The organism is Bacillus mexicanus (genome assembly GCF_050445615.1).
GTDB classification, from domain to species: Bacteria; Bacillota; Bacilli; order Bacillales; family Bacillaceae; genus Bacillus; species Bacillus mexicanus.
On the sequence record NZ_JBCEYV010000001.1, the window covers coordinates 1,397,882 to 1,414,519 of the forward strand.

General features: G+C 45.6%; 24 protein-coding genes and 1 pseudogene. 4 read left to right on the plus strand and 21 right to left on the minus strand.

Annotated elements, in window-relative coordinates:
* Position 1: 1 nt before the first annotated feature.
* From AAGG74_RS07410 to AAGG74_RS07495, 18 genes are all read right to left on the minus strand, one after another.
* Positions 2-1,402 (minus strand): phage tail sheath family protein, encoded by a 1,401-nt coding sequence (locus AAGG74_RS07410; protein WP_429674946.1) that lies wholly within the window; start codon positions 1,400-1,402, stop codon positions 2-4.
* Complete coding sequence (locus tag AAGG74_RS07415; protein WP_429675248.1) at positions 1,399-1,617, minus strand: YqzN/YkzM domain-containing protein; 219 nt, start codon at positions 1,615-1,617, stop codon at positions 1,399-1,401. The genes AAGG74_RS07410 and AAGG74_RS07415 overlap by 4 nt, the downstream gene beginning before the upstream one ends.
* A gap of 3 nt (positions 1,618-1,620) precedes the next feature.
* Positions 1,621-2,061: a phage tail terminator family protein gene (locus tag AAGG74_RS07420; protein WP_162101271.1), complete on the minus strand. Its 441-nt coding sequence runs from the start codon at positions 2,059-2,061 to the stop codon at positions 1,621-1,623.
* A 12-nt stretch (positions 2,062-2,073) separates the two neighbouring features.
* On the minus strand, positions 2,074-2,559 hold the full coding sequence (locus AAGG74_RS07425) for an HK97 gp10 family phage protein (protein WP_429674947.1): 486 nt from the start codon (positions 2,557-2,559) through the stop codon (positions 2,074-2,076).
* Positions 2,556-2,912 (minus strand): YqbH/XkdH family protein, encoded by a 357-nt coding sequence (locus AAGG74_RS07430; protein WP_429674948.1) that lies wholly within the window; start codon positions 2,910-2,912, stop codon positions 2,556-2,558. The genes AAGG74_RS07425 and AAGG74_RS07430 overlap by 4 nt, the downstream gene beginning before the upstream one ends.
* Entirely contained in the window at positions 2,909-3,292 is a 384-nt protein-coding gene (yqbG, locus tag AAGG74_RS07435; protein WP_429674949.1) for a protein YqbG, read from the minus strand. The genes AAGG74_RS07430 and yqbG overlap by 4 nt, the downstream gene beginning before the upstream one ends.
* Positions 3,293-3,313: 21 nt before the next feature.
* Positions 3,314-4,249 (minus strand): phage major capsid family protein, encoded by a 936-nt coding sequence (locus AAGG74_RS07440; protein ID WP_162101267.1) that lies wholly within the window; start codon positions 4,247-4,249, stop codon positions 3,314-3,316.
* Positions 4,250-4,274: 25 nt separating this feature from the next.
* Positions 4,275-5,102: an XkdF-like putative serine protease domain-containing protein gene (locus AAGG74_RS07445; protein ID WP_429674950.1), complete on the minus strand. Its 828-nt coding sequence runs from the start codon at positions 5,100-5,102 to the stop codon at positions 4,275-4,277.
* A 19-nt stretch (positions 5,103-5,121) separates the two neighbouring features.
* The gene (locus AAGG74_RS07450) at positions 5,122-6,612 is read right to left on the minus strand and encodes a phage portal protein (protein ID WP_429674951.1); all 1,491 of its coding nucleotides are present in this window, start codon (positions 6,610-6,612) and stop codon (positions 5,122-5,124) included.
* Positions 6,613-7,914 (minus strand): PBSX family phage terminase large subunit, encoded by a 1,302-nt coding sequence (locus AAGG74_RS07455; RefSeq protein ID WP_429674952.1) that lies wholly within the window; start codon positions 7,912-7,914, stop codon positions 6,613-6,615.
* A complete protein-coding gene (xtmA, locus tag AAGG74_RS07460) occupies positions 7,911-8,708 on the minus strand; it encodes a phage terminase small subunit (RefSeq protein ID WP_429674953.1) in 798 nt (265 codons plus the stop codon). The genes AAGG74_RS07455 and xtmA overlap by 4 nt, the downstream gene beginning before the upstream one ends.
* A 117-nt stretch (positions 8,709-8,825) precedes the next feature.
* Complete coding sequence (locus AAGG74_RS07465; RefSeq protein WP_162101262.1) at positions 8,826-9,335, minus strand: sigma-70 family RNA polymerase sigma factor; 510 nt, start codon at positions 9,333-9,335, stop codon at positions 8,826-8,828.
* Positions 9,336-9,448: 113 nt separating this feature from the next.
* On the minus strand, positions 9,449-9,655 hold the full coding sequence (locus AAGG74_RS07470) for an XtrA/YqaO family protein (protein WP_162101261.1): 207 nt from the start codon (positions 9,653-9,655) through the stop codon (positions 9,449-9,451).
* A complete protein-coding gene (locus AAGG74_RS07475; RefSeq protein ID WP_225494150.1) occupies positions 9,642-10,001 on the minus strand; it encodes a phage portal protein in 360 nt (119 codons plus the stop codon). Before AAGG74_RS07475 ends, AAGG74_RS07470 begins: the two co-directional genes overlap by 14 nt.
* 84 nt (positions 10,002-10,085) lie before the next feature.
* Positions 10,086-10,253 (minus strand): hypothetical protein, encoded by a 168-nt coding sequence (locus AAGG74_RS07480; RefSeq protein WP_162101259.1) that lies wholly within the window; start codon positions 10,251-10,253, stop codon positions 10,086-10,088.
* Positions 10,253-11,053 carry an ATP-binding protein gene (locus AAGG74_RS07485; protein WP_429674954.1) on the minus strand — a complete coding sequence of 267 codons (801 nt, stop codon included), beginning with the start codon at positions 11,051-11,053 and terminating at the stop codon, positions 10,253-10,255. The genes AAGG74_RS07480 and AAGG74_RS07485 overlap by 1 nt, the downstream gene beginning before the upstream one ends.
* Positions 10,953-11,789 (minus strand): phage portal protein, encoded by an 837-nt coding sequence (locus tag AAGG74_RS07490; RefSeq protein WP_429674955.1) that lies wholly within the window; start codon positions 11,787-11,789, stop codon positions 10,953-10,955. The genes AAGG74_RS07485 and AAGG74_RS07490 overlap by 101 nt, the downstream gene beginning before the upstream one ends.
* On the minus strand, positions 11,776-11,955 hold the full coding sequence (locus AAGG74_RS07495) for a hypothetical protein (protein WP_429674957.1): 180 nt from the start codon (positions 11,953-11,955) through the stop codon (positions 11,776-11,778). Before AAGG74_RS07495 ends, AAGG74_RS07490 begins: the two co-directional genes overlap by 14 nt.
* Positions 11,956-12,134: 179 nt before the next feature.
* Between AAGG74_RS07495 and xre the strand changes: the two genes are divergently transcribed.
* The gene (gene xre, locus AAGG74_RS07500; protein ID WP_429674958.1) at positions 12,135-12,476 is read left to right on the plus strand and encodes an HTH-type transcriptional regulator Xre; all 342 of its coding nucleotides are present in this window, start codon (positions 12,135-12,137) and stop codon (positions 12,474-12,476) included.
* A 161-nt stretch (positions 12,477-12,637) separates the two neighbouring features.
* Complete coding sequence (locus AAGG74_RS07505; protein ID WP_429674959.1) at positions 12,638-13,234, plus strand: ImmA/IrrE family metallo-endopeptidase; 597 nt, start codon at positions 12,638-12,640, stop codon at positions 13,232-13,234.
* A 44-nt stretch (positions 13,235-13,278) separates the two neighbouring features.
* Here AAGG74_RS07505 and AAGG74_RS07510 read toward each other — a convergent pair whose 3' ends face one another.
* Both AAGG74_RS07510 and AAGG74_RS07515 read right to left on the minus strand, forming a co-directional pair.
* A complete protein-coding gene (locus AAGG74_RS07510; RefSeq protein ID WP_429674961.1) occupies positions 13,279-14,115 on the minus strand; it encodes a manganese catalase in 837 nt (278 codons plus the stop codon).
* Between the two features lie 73 nt (positions 14,116-14,188).
* Positions 14,189-14,791 (minus strand): poly-gamma-glutamate hydrolase family protein, encoded by a 603-nt coding sequence (locus tag AAGG74_RS07515; protein ID WP_162101253.1) that lies wholly within the window; start codon positions 14,789-14,791, stop codon positions 14,189-14,191.
* Positions 14,792-14,897: 106 nt separating this feature from the next.
* On the opposite strand from AAGG74_RS07515, the gene AAGG74_RS07520 reads away from it, so the two are divergent.
* Positions 14,898-15,275, plus strand: coding sequence for a PH domain-containing protein (locus AAGG74_RS07520; protein ID WP_162101252.1), 378 nt, complete (start codon positions 14,898-14,900; stop codon positions 15,273-15,275).
* Positions 15,276-15,313: 38 nt separating this feature from the next.
* On the opposite strand, the gene AAGG74_RS07525 is transcribed toward AAGG74_RS07520, so the two are convergent.
* Complete coding sequence (locus tag AAGG74_RS07525; protein ID WP_429674962.1) at positions 15,314-16,267, minus strand: N-acetylmuramoyl-L-alanine amidase; 954 nt, start codon at positions 16,265-16,267, stop codon at positions 15,314-15,316.
* A gap of 121 nt (positions 16,268-16,388) precedes the next feature.
* Here AAGG74_RS07525 and AAGG74_RS07530 point away from each other — a divergent pair.
* A pseudogene (locus AAGG74_RS07530) lies at positions 16,389-16,608 on the plus strand (YciI family protein).
* The last annotated feature ends 30 nt before the right edge of the window (positions 16,609-16,638 follow it).

Below are 16,638 nucleotides of genomic sequence, written 5' to 3' on the forward strand. Positions count from 1 at the left end.
ATTAATTTACCTCCACATTAAAGTAGAATTTTTCTGCTGCGTCGACAGGCTGTACAGCCAGGTCAATCAAGAAGCCATCACGGTCTTCATTCATTGAAATAGTGATATCCTCATCGGAATCAAAGCCAGTGATACCGCCCGCATCCTGAAGAGTCGTCATGTATTGCGTGATCATTGTTTTCACATACTGCAGTCCGTCTTCAGACGCCGGGATATCGCTTCCGCTGCCTTTTCTTGATTTAATTAAGTTTTTCAGCTCGCGTGTTAAATCGTTATTCACAGCGTCAAGGACACGAACAATTTTGTTTTTCGCGAACTTTTTGTTTTTCTCAGCTGTGAACGTGACGAGTGAGTTAATGTCTTTTTCTACGCTGACGGATTTATCGCGGGCGTCGAATGTGAATAAGAATTCACCCTTGCCCAGACGGTCAACAATCGCATCGTGATCAAGACGGTGCAACACATCGACGGCGCCTTCATACTCTACAAATGTAAGTGATTGGTTAAAGGTTGCTCCTGCGCTCGCTCCAGCTACCCAAGCTGTTGCTTTATCAGGCGTAACTTCGGTGCCATCTTCAAGCAGGACACCTTCTGTTACATTGATGATACCTTCATAATCACCAGCATAATAAGCTGTGACGCCTTGTACTTTTTGTCCTTGTCCGTCCCGCAGGCGCTTAATGAACGCTGCAAATGTCGCCTTCAGCTGATCACCTTCGGCAACAGGCAGCACAATCACATCAAAGTTCTCCGTTTCAGCAGCCGCTAAGAAATCTGTATAGTCGGAGTTGACAGGCGCTTTATCTGTTCCGCCAGACAAACGGATTCCCGCAGATGCATCCAGTGTCACAGCTGAAGCGTCTTCTTCTGTTCCGGTGAGTGGAATTGTCGAAGAAAGATCGCCTTTTCCGCTAAAGGTGACATAGCCATTGGCTTTTAAGTCTTTAGCCTCTTTGACAGTCTGTTTATCAACCTCTGATTCATCCATATACGTTGTGACATCAAAAGCAGCAGCATCCAGCACATTTGGGTTCACGCGGATGATAATGTCATTTCCTTTTGAACCGCCGTATACCGCAGTCGCTTTGACGCCTTCAGCAATATCGGCAGATGCTCGGACACCTTCAGTAAGACGGTACATTAATACCGTTTTCGCATTTTTCTTCGCTTCACGCAAAAGCAATAAAGACGGGTCGTCAATGCTGAGGCCCACTTTTTTGTTGAGGTCTTCAACGCTGGAAATGGAGACGAACGTTTTCGCTTCTCCCCAGCTTGATGCGACCGGAAGTGCGACTGTCCCCCGTTCACCGAGTGACACCCGCTCCTGAGCCGTCGTTTTAAAATTAAAATAAATGCCTGCACGTTCTTTTTCTTTGCCTGTTGTAAATGTTCCGCCATTCATGATGACATGACCTCCTTGGTTAGAAATGTTTGAATCAATTGTCTGGCCTCTGATTTCGTCATATATGTCTTGTCCACGCCAAATAAAGCCCCCTGAAGGATATCCGGCTTAACGCCGAACAGTTCCTTCGCGTGCTTAATCAAATCCGCTGTATCAAAAAGCGCTTCCCGGCTCTCTGTTTGTACAGCCTTTTTCTGCTGTTTGTTCTTTGTCACCATTTATTTCACCCCGCTGTTCATTTCGATCTCCTGTAAAACAGGCTGTTCTGTTTTGTGATAATAATATCGGCTGCTCCATCTGATCACCATAACCGCCTCGCCCCTGTCTCCTACCCTTGTCTCAATTCGGGTGATGCGAATCATATCCCCCGTCTTCTCACCGGATTCATTGAGAAGCGGAATCATATTTCTCGCTTCTCTGACGGCATCCGCGAGCCTGTCCGCTTCATCAAGCGCCTGAACGGAGTCATGATGAAACAGCTTCACATTGAGACTGTAGGTTTTTTTAAATGTGGAGACCGTATCTGTTTCCTCAAAAACAGATGGCGATGGGACGTATAATGACGGCACCTGAAACTGATCAGGGAGCTTACGTTCATAAATGGGAACAGACCATTGGCTGTACAAAAATGCCATGATCGATCCTGTTTCACTGTTCATCCTGCTCCTCCTTCACAGCTTTTTCAGCCACTGTCGCAGTTTTCTTTCCAGCGATGTTTCAAATAGCTGTTCATATAAGAGCAGCGCATGATCCCAGTAGCTCGTGCCCGGTATCCATTTCCTCTTGAGCGCCATTCCCGTTGAAGCCGCGGGATCATATAGAAACTGTGAGCCTGTGAAATGCCCCGGAACCCATCTCACATCTTCTTTTGTCGTCCAATGGCCGTCATTAAGAAATGAGGCGTAATCAAGCTGTGTGCCTACTTCAAGTGAAAGCCCGCCGCTTTGCACAATCCAAAGATTGTCCTCAGCGCCTTTCTCGAACGAGCTGAGCAGTTTTTCTGTATCAATCGTTTGTGCGCTGATGAGTTCAGATTGGACGAGCTCCAGAAAATCTCGCCCGCATTCTTCAAGCCAACGGGTCGCCTGACGTGAAAAGCCGCCTGAAGCCGCTTCTTTTAATGACTTGTTTAGCTGTTTCAGTCCTGTTATTTTCATAGTCTTTCATCTCTGACTGCGACGACTTCCCAATGATGATGTCTGATCCTTTTTGGCAACTTTAGTATATAGCGATGATTCTCCCACATGATTTTATCGTTCACACGGATGTCCGCTGACAACGGAAAATGGACGAGAAAGCTGTGATATACAGTTTGATCCGGTTCCTTCTGGATCAGTTGCTGCGTTTTTTCGGTAAAATAGCAAGGAACATCTCTTTCATCGGGTGTGTCCGGATATGAAATGACCGGCTGCAGCTTATCTGCGGGAATTCCAAACCGGACTGATGATGGCGTTTTTGCTGTTTCATGATAAATGTCACAGCGGTGAATGAGCATGTGCTGATAGCTCATAAAGATCTCACCTTCAGTCTGGAAGACTCAGGAACGTAGCCAGGTGCCATAAAATCTTCAAGCAAGTGATACACCTCCGGCCGCTGAATCCCGCCTTGTCCAGAAAGCGTGTAGGAGTAGTCTCCCATCTTTTCAGACTGATAGCTGAATGCGGCTGATTCGTCACTGTTGACAAGCGCAAAATATTGGGCAAGCTTCAATAAAGCCAATCTCGCCTTAGCGGGCAGCGGATCGTACACACTGTCTTCAAAGCGGTGTCCCGTGATGAGAGCTGCCTCTGCCTCCGCTTCGATGATATCCTGCGCCAGCAGTTTTTCCGGCCTGTTTTTCACCCGATCATAGACCGAATAGGAGGCTACGTCAGTCGGTTCAATGAGCATGAGCTGACCACCCCGTTTCTATTATTCTTTTACGTTAATTAATTTCGCGCATGCATCCTCTTCCTCAAACTTGCTGTCCAGTTTGGCCGTTAAAACGATAACGAATTTACGGGCGCGGATGTCTTTGTCGACTTCAATTCGGATATTGCGGGAGAAGCCGAGAATGATATTTTTCGGATGTGTGAGAATGATATCAGAAGCGTCATATTGCGCGTCTCCTTCACCGACTGTGTACGGCTGCATATTGGATACCCCTTTGACCGGTATGCCGAACGCTGTTGATAAACCGCCCTGAACAGCTTGGTCCCCAAGGTTTGTCTGACGGTCTGCTACGCGGTCCTTCCATTCAACTTCTAAGCCGTGAGACGTATAGAATCTGAATTCTTGAGGGATACGCAAATATTTCGACGGAACAGCCTTTAAGCCTCTCTTGAATGTCGATCTGGACAATTCTTCACCGTTCATGTCAACGATATGGGACACCGCTTGTTTGCGAATGCCGTCCAGCTGCGCCAAATACGGATCATCTGATGCTGTATCACCGTTTACAATCAGCTCTTCAATATCAACTGCGGCGCGTTCCGCTAAAATTTGCATAATCGTCTGCTGCAGGCCGTCTTTTTCAATATTGTTTTCAAGTGTGTCATACGTAATGTTGATTTCCGCAATGACTTCTTTCGTGTTCAGCTGAACAGTGCTTGTCGTCGGAACTGTCAATTGGTCCTTTGGCAATGCTTTTCCTTCTTGAGCAGCCCGCAGAATACGCTGGCCGAAGCCGATTTTCTCAAATTTTTGCGAGTCATTTTCCATTTGAATCACGCGGGATTCATTGAAAATGGTCGGCGTGTTTTGCACCATGCGGATAAAAGCCGATGCTTGCGCAGGGTTCATAAGTCCGCCGCTTTTTAAAGCAGAAAGCGACATTTCCGCTTTCTGAATGATCTCTTGATTTCTCAATTGATTTCCTCCTCCTTGACTGGTTTTACAGCAGTCCGCTCCAGATTGATTTTTTCACTTGCTCTGTATTGCCGCCCGCATCGTCCGCTGTCTGCTTAGACGCGCCTCGCGCTTTTTCCAACGCTTCGATGCGTTCAATCAGTGGGGCGATCATGTTCTCAACGAGTTTTTTCAGATGCTCGTCATCACCCGTCTGCTCAGGCTTTTCCTCCGTGTCTGTATTTTTTTCAATCCTCTCAAGCCGTTTGAGCAGAGGATAAAGCGCATTCTCGAATGATTCTTTCATGTCATCTTTTCTCATTGCTTCAGTCTCCTTCCCTGTTTTGTCAGTCAGCATCTGCTTGAATACACTGAGGAATCCCGCTTTTTCAACCGGCTCTTCCTCATACACATCAGCAGTGCCTGCCATGCTGTAGCCTGTGATGATTCCAGCCTTGATCTGTTCCCACACCTCGTCAGACGCTCTCGTCACGAGCACCCACGATCCCTTTACAATCTGCTTTGACCCGATCATAAAATTATCGGGGGCCACATATGACTCGACTACGACGCCGGTTCCGCCTTCAAAGCTGTGGTTTATATCAATCTCCCGCGCCTCCGCGAGAAAGCCGTGCGCCGCTTTTTCAATTTCCTCAGCGGTCATAAAATCGCCGTGGGCATCTGGAACCTCAGGCTCATATACAATTCCGTACACGAGCTTTTGTTCATCCTGCTCACTTTTAGTAAACAGCCGAACCTTTTTTTCAAATGACGGAGGTCCGTCTGACTTTGTAAAGAAAAATTCTGTCTGGTTAGCCGCCTTGTCCACATAGCTGACAAAGCTGATTTTGGCATTTTTCAATTCCCGCGCCACCCGCTTGGTTCACCTCCCTTCAGGATGTTTTCATAGCTTCGATGCTTTCTTTCAGCTCCTGCATGAGCGCAGTCAGGTTTGTTTTTTCCGCATCCTGCCCTGCAGGCCGTTTATAGGCCTCCTCAGGCCACTCCTCCAGCGTTTTGCCAAGCACCCGCCCCGCAAGGTCGCGCAAATCATTCGGCGAAACCGCTCCGGCTGTAATAAAAGGACCGAGCACTTTCGCAATCTCAAGCGGATCACGAAAGTCCGGTCCTTTTAACGTCAGCCTGACGTCATGGATATTCAGCTCCGGCAGAAGCAATGTGTTCAGTTTATTTACGAGCGTTTTTCGCTCTGGCTGAAAGACCTGCTCCTCCGTAATTTTTCTGGCGGTATCAGCTGTCGCCCGGTTGTATTCATGAGCCTCGCCTGTATACAGCGGCGGGAGGCGGAACGCCGAGCGCAGCTTATTTCTGCTTTTTTCATCGTACTCAAGAAACAAGGCGTCGTTTTGGAGAATCTCCGCCAAGGATTTGATTTCCACGGACACCGGCGTAATATCCTCGCCCCCGTGAAGATCCTTCTCTTTCGCGATTCCTTCCGCTTCAATCAGGAGAAATTTATGGGCGTTTTCCACGCCTTCAAGATCATTCATGTACTCCTGCAGCTCCCGGTAAGAAGCTTCCGACAGCATCCCGTTTTCCACTGTGATGGCAGCGGGTACGTGACGGCCTTGCTTAAAATACATAAAATTGAGCTCTTCTGCTTTTCGGGCTCCGTATAAATTGACGATATTTCCGACCCAGCGGGGCACACCGTATACGCCGCTTCCGATTTTGAGGTGAATGGCTTCATTCGCTTGATACTTCTCTGCCAATGCACGTACATATTCACCTGTGCGCATGTCCATTTTTCGCGGATCGCCGAATTCCTTGAAAAATACTTTCTTTCCATTGATCATCTGCACATATTTCCGGAAACGTTTTTGCCTTTTGATCCGTTTCACTTTCCCATTTTCTTCATATGAAAAAGAGACCTCGATCGGTTCACCGGCTCCGCATACACGCATATTTTTCACATCTAAATATTCAATGCCGGCCGGTTTCCCCATCCCGTCGCGCAACACTTCCATAAATCCATTGCCTGTTTTTTCTCTGTCTTCGATGGCATAGCCTACAATCATTTCGGCTGATTCGTCAAAATGAAGACATTTATAAAAGGCCTCTAGTCTGCCCCAGTCTTTTTCTGCTCTTTTCTTTTTCGTCTGATCGACGTCACTCGCATTGAAATCAAATGTATACTCAACATCAAAGCCAAAACCTGTAATATTGACCCTGTACGCATCTATGCATTGCTGAAGTATCGTTGAATATTCAGCAATGGTTTTGAGCTCAGTCAGGTTGTAGGGCGGGGCGATAATATCATCTCCGTACAGCTCAGAAAAGTCATCTTCATAGATTTGCTTTGTCTGAGGAGCGGCGGCATTGGCTTTGAATACAGTCGCTCTGACTGTTTGATTGTGCGTCATTTATGATCTCCTCCTTTCCCGATTCGGCCGGATTCGTTTATCTGCTGTCTCTTTCATGTCAGCAACCTCATAGTCATCAAGCGCATACCAAATAGCAGAAAGCGTATGCGGGTCAATCGTGAATTCATCTTCAATCAGCGCGCCGTTTTTATCTTTGGCGTACGTCAGCGTTTTGAGCTCATAGATGACATTTTCACAGCGGTCCGAACAGAAGATCTTTTTAAATCGTTTTACTTTTTTGGTGTATTGAAGCCTGGAGCCCGGATATTTTTTGGCTCCGACCATTCGAAAGCCTTGCTGGCGGAAATATTGGATGCTTTTCGGCTCAGCGGAGTCGGCTTTGATCAATTCCTGTGTGTCAATAAACTCACGCAGCTCCTCAGCCGTCCTGTCATCTGTCATTTTGTTTTGATAATACTCCCAATAAATGTAGAGATGTTTTTTTTCTGGGTCGACAGCAAGCCTGACGACAGCATTATAGGATTCCTCAAACCCAAAATCCATGCCTGTGCGAAATATCGGCTTGCTGATAGCTGCGATGTGTTCTTTTACTTGTTCATGCGGGAGCACCTCGAACTGCGGCAACACCCTGATCCCATTGACGCCGAATCGTCCTTTACGGGCAATTCGATATAGGTCTGGGTCATACGCCTTGAGTCCGTCAAGCTGTTTCACATAGCTTTTCGGAAGAAAGAGATTATCGTTTGCTGTGGAATGATGATAATACGTATCTCCCTTTACAATCGTCCGCTTTTCGTAAAGCTCACTGTCATCCAGCACAAATCGGTTATTGCGTTCATCCCGAAAAAAATGCCGGTACGTCCAATTGGAGGTGCCGACGGGATTGGTGGTGCAGATCATGTGCAGCTTCAGCTCAGGATGGCGAAGACGTCCGATTAATTCCTTAAAGCCTTCATACTTCACCTCTGAGCACTCTTCAATCCATATTAATGAAATGTTATGAACTGATTTTAATTTCGCCGGATTATCCATTCCTTTAAACATGATCCGGCTGCCGTTTTGAAAGCGCAGCTGCAGCGGGGAAGAAAGAGAGGCCACAGCCCTTGTGAGACCGAGCTCTTCAATCACCTCTTGAAACAAAGCAAAGGTCGAATCCCGATGGGTATCGAACACCTCGCGGATGACAAGAGCAGTCCGCTTTTCCTTCAGCAGCTTTAGCACGATTTTCAATGCGGTATGATAGCTTTTGGATGAGCCGTAGCCGCCGACGAGAAATTGGTACGTCTGCTCCCAATTGAACACGTAATCTTCGAAATGAGGGTTGATTTCTTTTACCATCATGGCTTGTCCTCTTTTCGTTTAATCATGATTTCAATCGGCTCTTGGCTGTCATCTGTTTTCTCCGCTTTTTGTTTGGCAAGCTTTAATTTTTCGTTTTCAATTTTTTGTTTCAATTGATCCGGAAACAAATCAAAATATAAGGACAGCTTCTCGAGCGCCTTCATTTTATCGGCGAGTTTGATGGCGATGCCTTCTTTGCCGAGCTTCGCTTCTGTCACAATTGTGCCATCAACGAGTCCGGAATCTTTGACATCGACAAAGCTGATTTCCTTCATAATTGGGTTATCATCTTCGTCAAACAGCGGACCCGATTTCCCGACAGCCTGGACCTCTTTTTTTCCAAAGGTCACATAATCTGTAATATCCGCAAACGCGATCTTGATATAAACCTGCAGCACGTCCATCGCTTCAATAAACATTTCATTGACCATTTCTTTTTTAATGCGCCTGATTTCAGCAGCGACCTTTTCATTCTTTAACAGCCGGCTGCCCGTCACATGGGCGCTGTCTGGAGAATAGCCCGCTTTGATTGCTGACTGTGTGGCATTGAAGCTTTTGACGTAATACAGGCAAAACAGCCGCTGACGTTCATTTAATTCATCATTGTCTACACGGCACTGTTTTTGTTCATTTCCGGCTTCAGAAAATAAGGCCTCTTTCCATTTGTCTTGTTTTTTCCAAGTGCCGATTGTTTTTGCAGAAACACCGATTGTGTCCGCAATCGCCCTGTTTGTGACTTTCCCCTGATATTGTTGATAGATTGCTAATGCTTGTTCGCGCAGTTGTGTTTTCATGCTACGGCATCACCGCCACCTCCAGCATGGATGTCTATTCATAAAAGCGGCTGCTCTTGCCAGCCGCTTATGTGTCATGCTCTATTCACTTATAGGTGGCAAACGTATGACAAGTTTTCAGGCAAGCGAGCAATTCATTTCTACCTGCTGTCTTTGCATCTTGCCAATTGCACGTTTGATGGTCGTTTGCACAGTCGATTTTTTTACGCCAAGAAGATCAGCAATCCGCTCATAAGAAAAGCATTCTACCTTATGCAGCAAAAACATTTCTTTTTCTCTGTCCGTTAACAGCGATAACGCTTCTCGGATTCTTTCTCGATCTTCTTCTGATATCTGTCCGTCCGGCTCGAACATCATAGCACTGGAAAATGATTCGATGATTCTCGGGTCCTTGATCATCAGCCTCTGGTAAGCGTCACGCCGGTCAATCGCCCGTCTGATGCCGGGCTGCCTACCTTTTTCAAGCCATTCTGTTACATATTCAAGGTCGGTAATTATATTTCTGATGATTTTTTTATCCTTCAGCTCTTCAGCCGAGAGCACAGATTCATCTGCTTCAGCGAGCGATTTATATTGTATTCTTGTTTGTTTTAACGTGCGTTTATATTCAAATAGTAAGTCTTGCATTCTATGATCCTCCTCATTTTGGCAATAAAAAACGGACACCAATCAACGCACAAATGCTGTGCAGTTGATCAGTGTCCGCAGGCTTTCCGTCTTGGACGTATTCTGTTTTTGCTTTAATTTAATTTATAGCCGATTTCAAATTCCACGCGGGCAAGGTCTCCCTTTCTCGTTTCAACAAGTGTTTTACCGTGTTCCGGTGCTTCTGTGATCCATGCTTCTTGCTTGATTCCATCCATAATAATCACACGGATTTTCCCGTTCTCCAGCTGGCTCCCCAGTGTGATAGAATTGATATTTAATAGTTTTTTAGGATTGATCATGCTTCTTTTCCTCCCTTTTCGGCGCAGCGCTTGTTTTGGCTTTTTCTAATAACTGAATGATGCGCTCCTTTGAATGAACAGAATTCCCTTTCAGAAAATCAAGAGCCGCTTGAGACGCTTCCAAAAGTTCAGGCGCAGCCGCCATCAAGGCGGCATTGCTTGTTTGCGAATAAGAGCTCAGGTCAAATACAGCGGCAATCAGCCGGCCGTTTGAATAGGGGAATCTTTCTTTTTCTTCTTCGCTGTACGCTGAATAAATATAAATCGGTTTCGCCTCCCCGCACGGGACAGCACGCCACGGCGCTGGGCTTTTCTCCGCTTGTTTTGTTTTTGCCAACACTTTCACTTCCCGTCGTCCTTATACCATTTTTCAATGTTTTTTTCGGTTCTTTTTGCCCTAAACAGCAAAGCAATTAGAGCAGTCAGTTGTTTAATCATAGATATTCAGCCTCGCTTTTCCCGCGGCCAGCATTTGCTCCAGCTTTCGAATGACCGGTGTTAAATCAGTTCCGGATCGGCAGTTCGGACACGGATGAAAAACAGCTCCAATCTCGGTATGCTCCACAATGACTTTTTTTGTTTGACAAAGCTTGCACATTATCTGATCCCCTCCAATCTATGATTCAGCTCGTACGCTGTTCCTTTGATGATTACCAAGTAATCACTGCACATTTCATAAATTCTCGTGCCGAGCGCTTCATCAACTCCAACAAGTGTTTCAATCGTCAGCTCGCTCGAAAGCAAAATTGGTTTATGATTTAAGTAGCGGTAGTTAAGCACCGAATACATTTGCTCTAATTGCCAGTCTGTTGCGCGCGGTTTGCCGTTAACCGGTTTAAACAGGTCATCTATGAACAGCACACCTGCCTGCTTCATTCGGTTCAGCTTCTGTTCTAAGAGGTCAAAGTCATCTTTCAGATCAGTAAAACCTTCCACGAATGGAAAATAAATGACCGGCACATGGCGTGTTCTCATTAATTCATTGGCAGCAGCAGTCAAAAGGTGCGTTTTCCCCGATCCCGGCTGCCCGAGAAGAGCCATGCTGTTTTTTCGGCTGTCCTTAATGTTTTCGTAATCGGCCACATACTCTTTTGCACATTCAAACGCGTCTTTTATGGCCTGCGGCTTTCCCTCCGTGCGGAATCCTCTGAAGTCCAGCTGTCTGAAGGCTTGCGTAATCTCGCTGGCACCGAGCAGCCGCTTTACCTTCCGTTCTGTCGTGCAGCTGCACATCGTCCAGACTTCCAGATCGTTTTGCAGGATGAGATAACCTCCCTGATCCTTGCATTGCGGGCAATCATACCGGCTTGCGTCTGATTCGGCCGGTTTGTCCGCCAGTAATGGACGTCTCCCTCTTTGCAGCTCGTCCAAAATGTGCTCGATTGTTCGTTTTGTCATGTCTTTCCATCCTCTCATGTTGAATTGCGGCATCCTTTTTGGCTTGCTGCGCGAAAAATCGGTCTTCAATGAATTTCGAGCAGTAGCGAAAGGCCTTGATTGTTTCCGAAGCGGCTGTCCGCCGGTTTTCAAAGGCTTGAAAGCATTCCTCAAGCCATTTGATTGTTTGCGTTAATGGAACGCCGATGGCGACAATACGGGCGATGGCTTCATAATCTCTTGAGGAAGGATACACGGTTCGTCCTTCTTGAGCCGACCGTAATTGTGTAAATCGCTTCGCAATGTGATCCACTGCATCATCAGCAGCAGTATTTATATTTGTTTTATCTATATTGGAGCGGACATCTTTGTCCGGTGTTTGCGGCGGAAATGGCCGTTCCATTGTGCTCCGGTGTGCCGTTTTGTCCGATCTGAAGCTGAATTTTTTAGAATGCTTTACTGAAATCATCAATCCATATGGAGCACGGACAGCTTTTATGTACTCATGGTTTTCGAGAAGTTCCAGCCATCTTCTGACAGTTTTTTCACTTACGCCGAAAACAGCCGCCATCTCTCTCGCTTTTAACGGCTTATGGCCAAGCACAATTCCCCAGCTGACACCGCCTTTTTCAATTTCTTTAGTTGTTGAGCTGATGAACCAGAGAAACAGCCATAGTGACGGACCTATTTTGTCATAATGTTCTGAATTTAGCAGTCCTGAATACATTGGAAAAGGATAGCTTTTATCGGTTTTCATTGTAAGCCGCATCTCCTTTTAACATCATATATGTTTGAAACTGTTCTTCCGTTTCAAAGCGGAACACCGGAAGACCGCAAGCCGTAAACGAGATGGTGCCGCCGGATTGTCCAAGATGGCGCTGATCTATGGGATTTTCACTAAAAACAATGTGGATGGGATACATATGATCACTCTCCCTAATCTGTTTTCGATACGTTTTGTATCAACTGTTACCAAGTATAAACGATACATTCCGTATCATCAAGTTATTTTTGATACTTTTTTTATCATATCTTTATTTTGATACAGATTGTATCTATAATCATAAGTAACTTAGGGAGTTTAAAAAAGAGAGGTCATAGCATGATAGGCGCCAGATTGAAGAGTCTCAGAGGGAAAAGGACACAGGAAGAAATCGCATCACATATCGGTGTGTCACGGGCACGATATTCCCACTATGAAAACGGGCGAAGCGAACCTGATTATGACACACTGCAAAAGCTGGCTGATTACTTTCAAGTAACGACTGATTACTTGCTAACAGGGAAAGACAAAAATTCCGACGATGATACATTCTCAGATCCAGACCTGCAGCTCGCATACCGGGATATGCAGGATTTTTCCCCAGAAAGCAAACAGCAAGCTATCGAATTTATCAACTATTTAAAAGAAAAAGAGAAAAACCGCAAACCGAAAAATAAATAATTCTTTCCCTGTTCTCTAAAACATATAAGAAATAGACCGATATAAAGAAAAAGCTGTTTATTTCTTTTAGAAAAGGGAAAGATTTCAACATATTTTCCAGTCCTATAAGGGCTTTTCTTTCTCGCTAAAAACGGAACATACGTTCGAAAAGGAGTGTTCAATTGGGCAATTACTTATCACATCTGGAGGAATACGTAAAAAATGTATACAGCCGGCTGGGTATTACTTCCCCTCATCACATTGACATGCTGAAAATCGCAAAGGATCTCGATATTTGGGTTCATTTTGAGGATACGGGGAGCATGATGGTCAAATACGACGGCATGTACAGTATCGTATTGAATCAGAGAAAATCACGGGAAGAACAATGGGAGGATTTTGGGCATGAACTGTGCCACGTGTTAAAACATGCAGGCAATCATTTTCAGATGAGCAAGCTATTCAGAGAATTGCAGGAATTTCAGGCGAATCAATTTATGTACCACTTCTGTGTGCCAACCTTTATGCTGTTGCAAATGGAACTGCCGCAATGGAGGAGCCAGGCGCTCGCTACAATCGCAACGGTGTTCCGGGTAACAAAGGAATTTGCGGAAAAAAGGCTTGAAATGTTTGAACGGCGTAAAGCAGGTATTCAATTTCAGAAGCGGCTTTCTTACTTATTATCACACAAACGGCCGCATGTGTACGAAGAAGGCGATCAGCAGCACTTACAGGTTGCTGAAGAAAAAGCGTTATATCATACTGGCAAATACAACTGATCGAAAACGTGCTGAAGACAAATGTCTTCAGCACGGCAGAAAAACTAGCATTTTGACATTGGAGGGATGGTATTCTGCAGCCACATTGGCGCCGGTTTGAGATGAGGTGCAGATGCGAACGCAATCGGAGATGGGATATACCTGAACTCGCCCCGTCCGTCAAAGGCTTCGCCATGAGCCCATCTTCCTTGTGAGCTCTCATCCCCTCTGGAAAAGTTAAACAGATCATAGGACACTTCCTGCTTTTCAAGCTCTCGCGGGAACGTCGTCGGAACGACTATATCCCGTTCCCTTTCTTCCAGCTCTTTTATGGCCGCATACCACATATTTTGATGATACGTATCCCTCGCAATCAAAAATGACAGCATATCTCTCACCCCAGGATCATCAGTCATGGCATAAAGCCTTGTCACCTGAAGGCGCCCTTGCGATTCCGCATTTAAGTTTGCGCGAAAATCCGCCAGCAAATTACCGCTAGAAATAATGTATTTCGCATTCCATGGATATCCTTCACTATCAGCTGCCATTGCACCTAAACCGGCGACAATAGCATGCTGCGGATTCATCCCAGACAACACAGCTGCAACAGCCGGGTCACTTTTATAAGCATTTTCCTGCACATCAGCCGGTGCGTTGTCCAAAAGTCTCGAGATCATCGTGGCAAGCATTTCCACATGCCCGATCTCTTCTGTCCCGATATCATAAAGCAAATCTTTATATTTCGCATCTGCACGGCAGTTAAAACCTTGAAACAAATATTGCATCATGACGCTGATCTCACCGTATTGGCCGCCCAGCACTTCTTGAAGCTTTTTCGCATATACCGGATCGGGATGTGCTGGCTTTGCTTGATATTGAAGCTCTTTAATATGGTAAAACATCTTCATTCCTCCCTACACTTTCGCACAGCCTCAGCGTATGAAGGAATGGGCCAATCGTGCAGGTCCGCTTCATTTATTCATAAAAGCCAAGCTTAACAGCCTCCACATATCGATAGAACAGACCGCTTCGTGTGTAGCATTCATCACAGCAGCCAAAATTACAGAACAATTCCTTTCGCTGTGCCGTGCTGACTTCTAATTGCAGTCCCATTTCCCTTTTCGTCCGATTGACAATGTTTTTCGGATGAATACCTGCCAGCCCGTCTTTTTCACTCGTGAGCTCAGCGCTGAAGCCCGCTTCATTCAGCCGCTCACAAATGAGCCTTGCTTTTTTCCGATTCGCGCCTCCAACCAATGTGTGCGGGGTATTCGGATCATGATATCCGTGAAATGCCAATGCACAATGATGGGCATTCACTTTTTCTAAAGCCAGCGGCTCGTCAAAACGTGTGCTTGTCAGGTGTAAAGAACGGTTGTTTCGCTGCTTCACACCTTCAAACAAATAAATGGAACATTGATCCGAAAATGCCCGCACCAGTTCACTGACGCCAGGCTCTATTCTTCCGCCGTGGGGACCGAGAACAATAAGCTCACTTCCGTTTTTCTCCTCATATATAATCCGGTACTCCGACTCAGAAGCAGAAAGGGCTGCAAAGCTGTCATATATATCTTTCATGTTAAACGCTCTCCTTTTTCAATCAGCACCAGTTTACTCTACTCCTCTATGAATGAAAACCTTTTTTATTGTATGATGTAATAAAATACGAATGAGGAGAGATAGAATGGGATTTATTGATGGATTAATTGGAAATGCGTCAACATTGTCAACAGATGCGGTAAAAAAAGAGCTGGCTCCTATTTTACTGAATGATGAGAGTGTCGAGGCCGCATTTAAGCTGGTTCGTGACTTAATTGTCTTTACTGACAAGCGGCTTATTCTTGTAGATAAGCAGGGAATCACCGGCAAGAAAACAGAATTTCAATCCATTCCGTACAAAAGCATTTCTAGATTCAGCGTGGAGACTGCCGGCCGCTTTGACCTTGATTCAGAGCTGAAAATTTGGATCTCGGGTGCGGAACTTCCAGCTGTCTCAAAGCAGTTTAAAAAAGATGAAAGCATTTATGATATTCAAAAGGTGCTTGCCGCAGTTTGTATGTAAGAAGAAAAAACGGAAGCTTGGCAGCTTCCGTTTTTTGATTATAGCTTTTCCGCTATTTTCGCTTTCGTTTTCGGACCGTAAATCCCATCTGCCGTTAATCCATTGACAGACTGAAATCGTTTCACGGCATTTGCAGTTTTCGGGCCATACATGCCGTCAACCCCATGATTTTTCGCACCTTTATCAGGATAAAAATAAAGAGCTGCTAAAGCGGTCTGCACTTGTTTTACGTTTGTCCCTTTCGTCAGAGGACTTGTCACTTTAATCACTCCGGATGGGAGCGGATATGAGGATGCGGCATGGCTTTTAGAAGCAGATGCCGTCTGCGGCAGTTTGATCACCTGACCGACTACGATATGATTCGGGTCAGTGATATGATTGATGCTTTGCAGTGTTTTCATACTGACTCCGTGTGATGCGGCAATCCCTGACAGTGTATCGCCTTTTTTCACATGGTATTCAGAAACCGAAGAAGGAACTGATACCTTTTTTGCTGACGCGCTTCCATTTAGTTCCTTTTCAATTGCCGCCTTTACTTGATCCCAGCGCCCTTCTGATAAAATACGGTGCGGGCAGTACTTTCCGCTCCAGTCCTGATGCTTTCTCACCCGGTCTATTCCCCAGCCGCGCTCTTTCAGCAGCTGAGCCACGAAAGAAATCGCCAAGGCTTCGGCCTTTTCATATTTTTGACCTCCCGATTTGCTGTAGCAAATCTCAACACCAATTGATTTGCGGTTTCCTGGACCGTTTGTGCCATCACCCGTGTGCCAGGCATTTCGATTTAGCGGCAGACCTTGAATCACCTCTTGATCATCCACTGCAAAATGAAAGCTTGTCGAGTTGGTGTTCCCAACCATATAGCTGATTTCATTAGCCGCTGACGCATCATTTGCCGTGTTATGAATGGTAATGTATTCAGCTGACATCATATTGGGGCACTTCAGCGCGTATTTTGCTTCTGAAACCAAATTTTTCTTTACTTGAATGCTCACCTATCATCTCTCCTTTTTCTTTTTCATCAATAGGTGGCATTCGTAGGACGAAAAATGCGTATCTTTCGTCACCGCTATATGGATAATAGTGTTAAAATAGTATTCAAAAAATACATACTTAATGCTGACAACGAGAATACAACAAATCAATCAGGAGCATTTTGGACCGCTTACAAGTTGAAAAGTGCTTAAAAATATTTGGGCCATTCAGCGACGCCACAGGCGGAGCCTATGTTATCGAAGCAGGTTCGCTGGAGGAAGCGGGGGAAATCGGATATACAGATCCGCTTGTGGCTAACGGATCTTCCGAGCTGACCATCAAAGAATGGAAGCTGACATAAAAAAGACCCCTGAGGGCCTTTTTTTGTTAT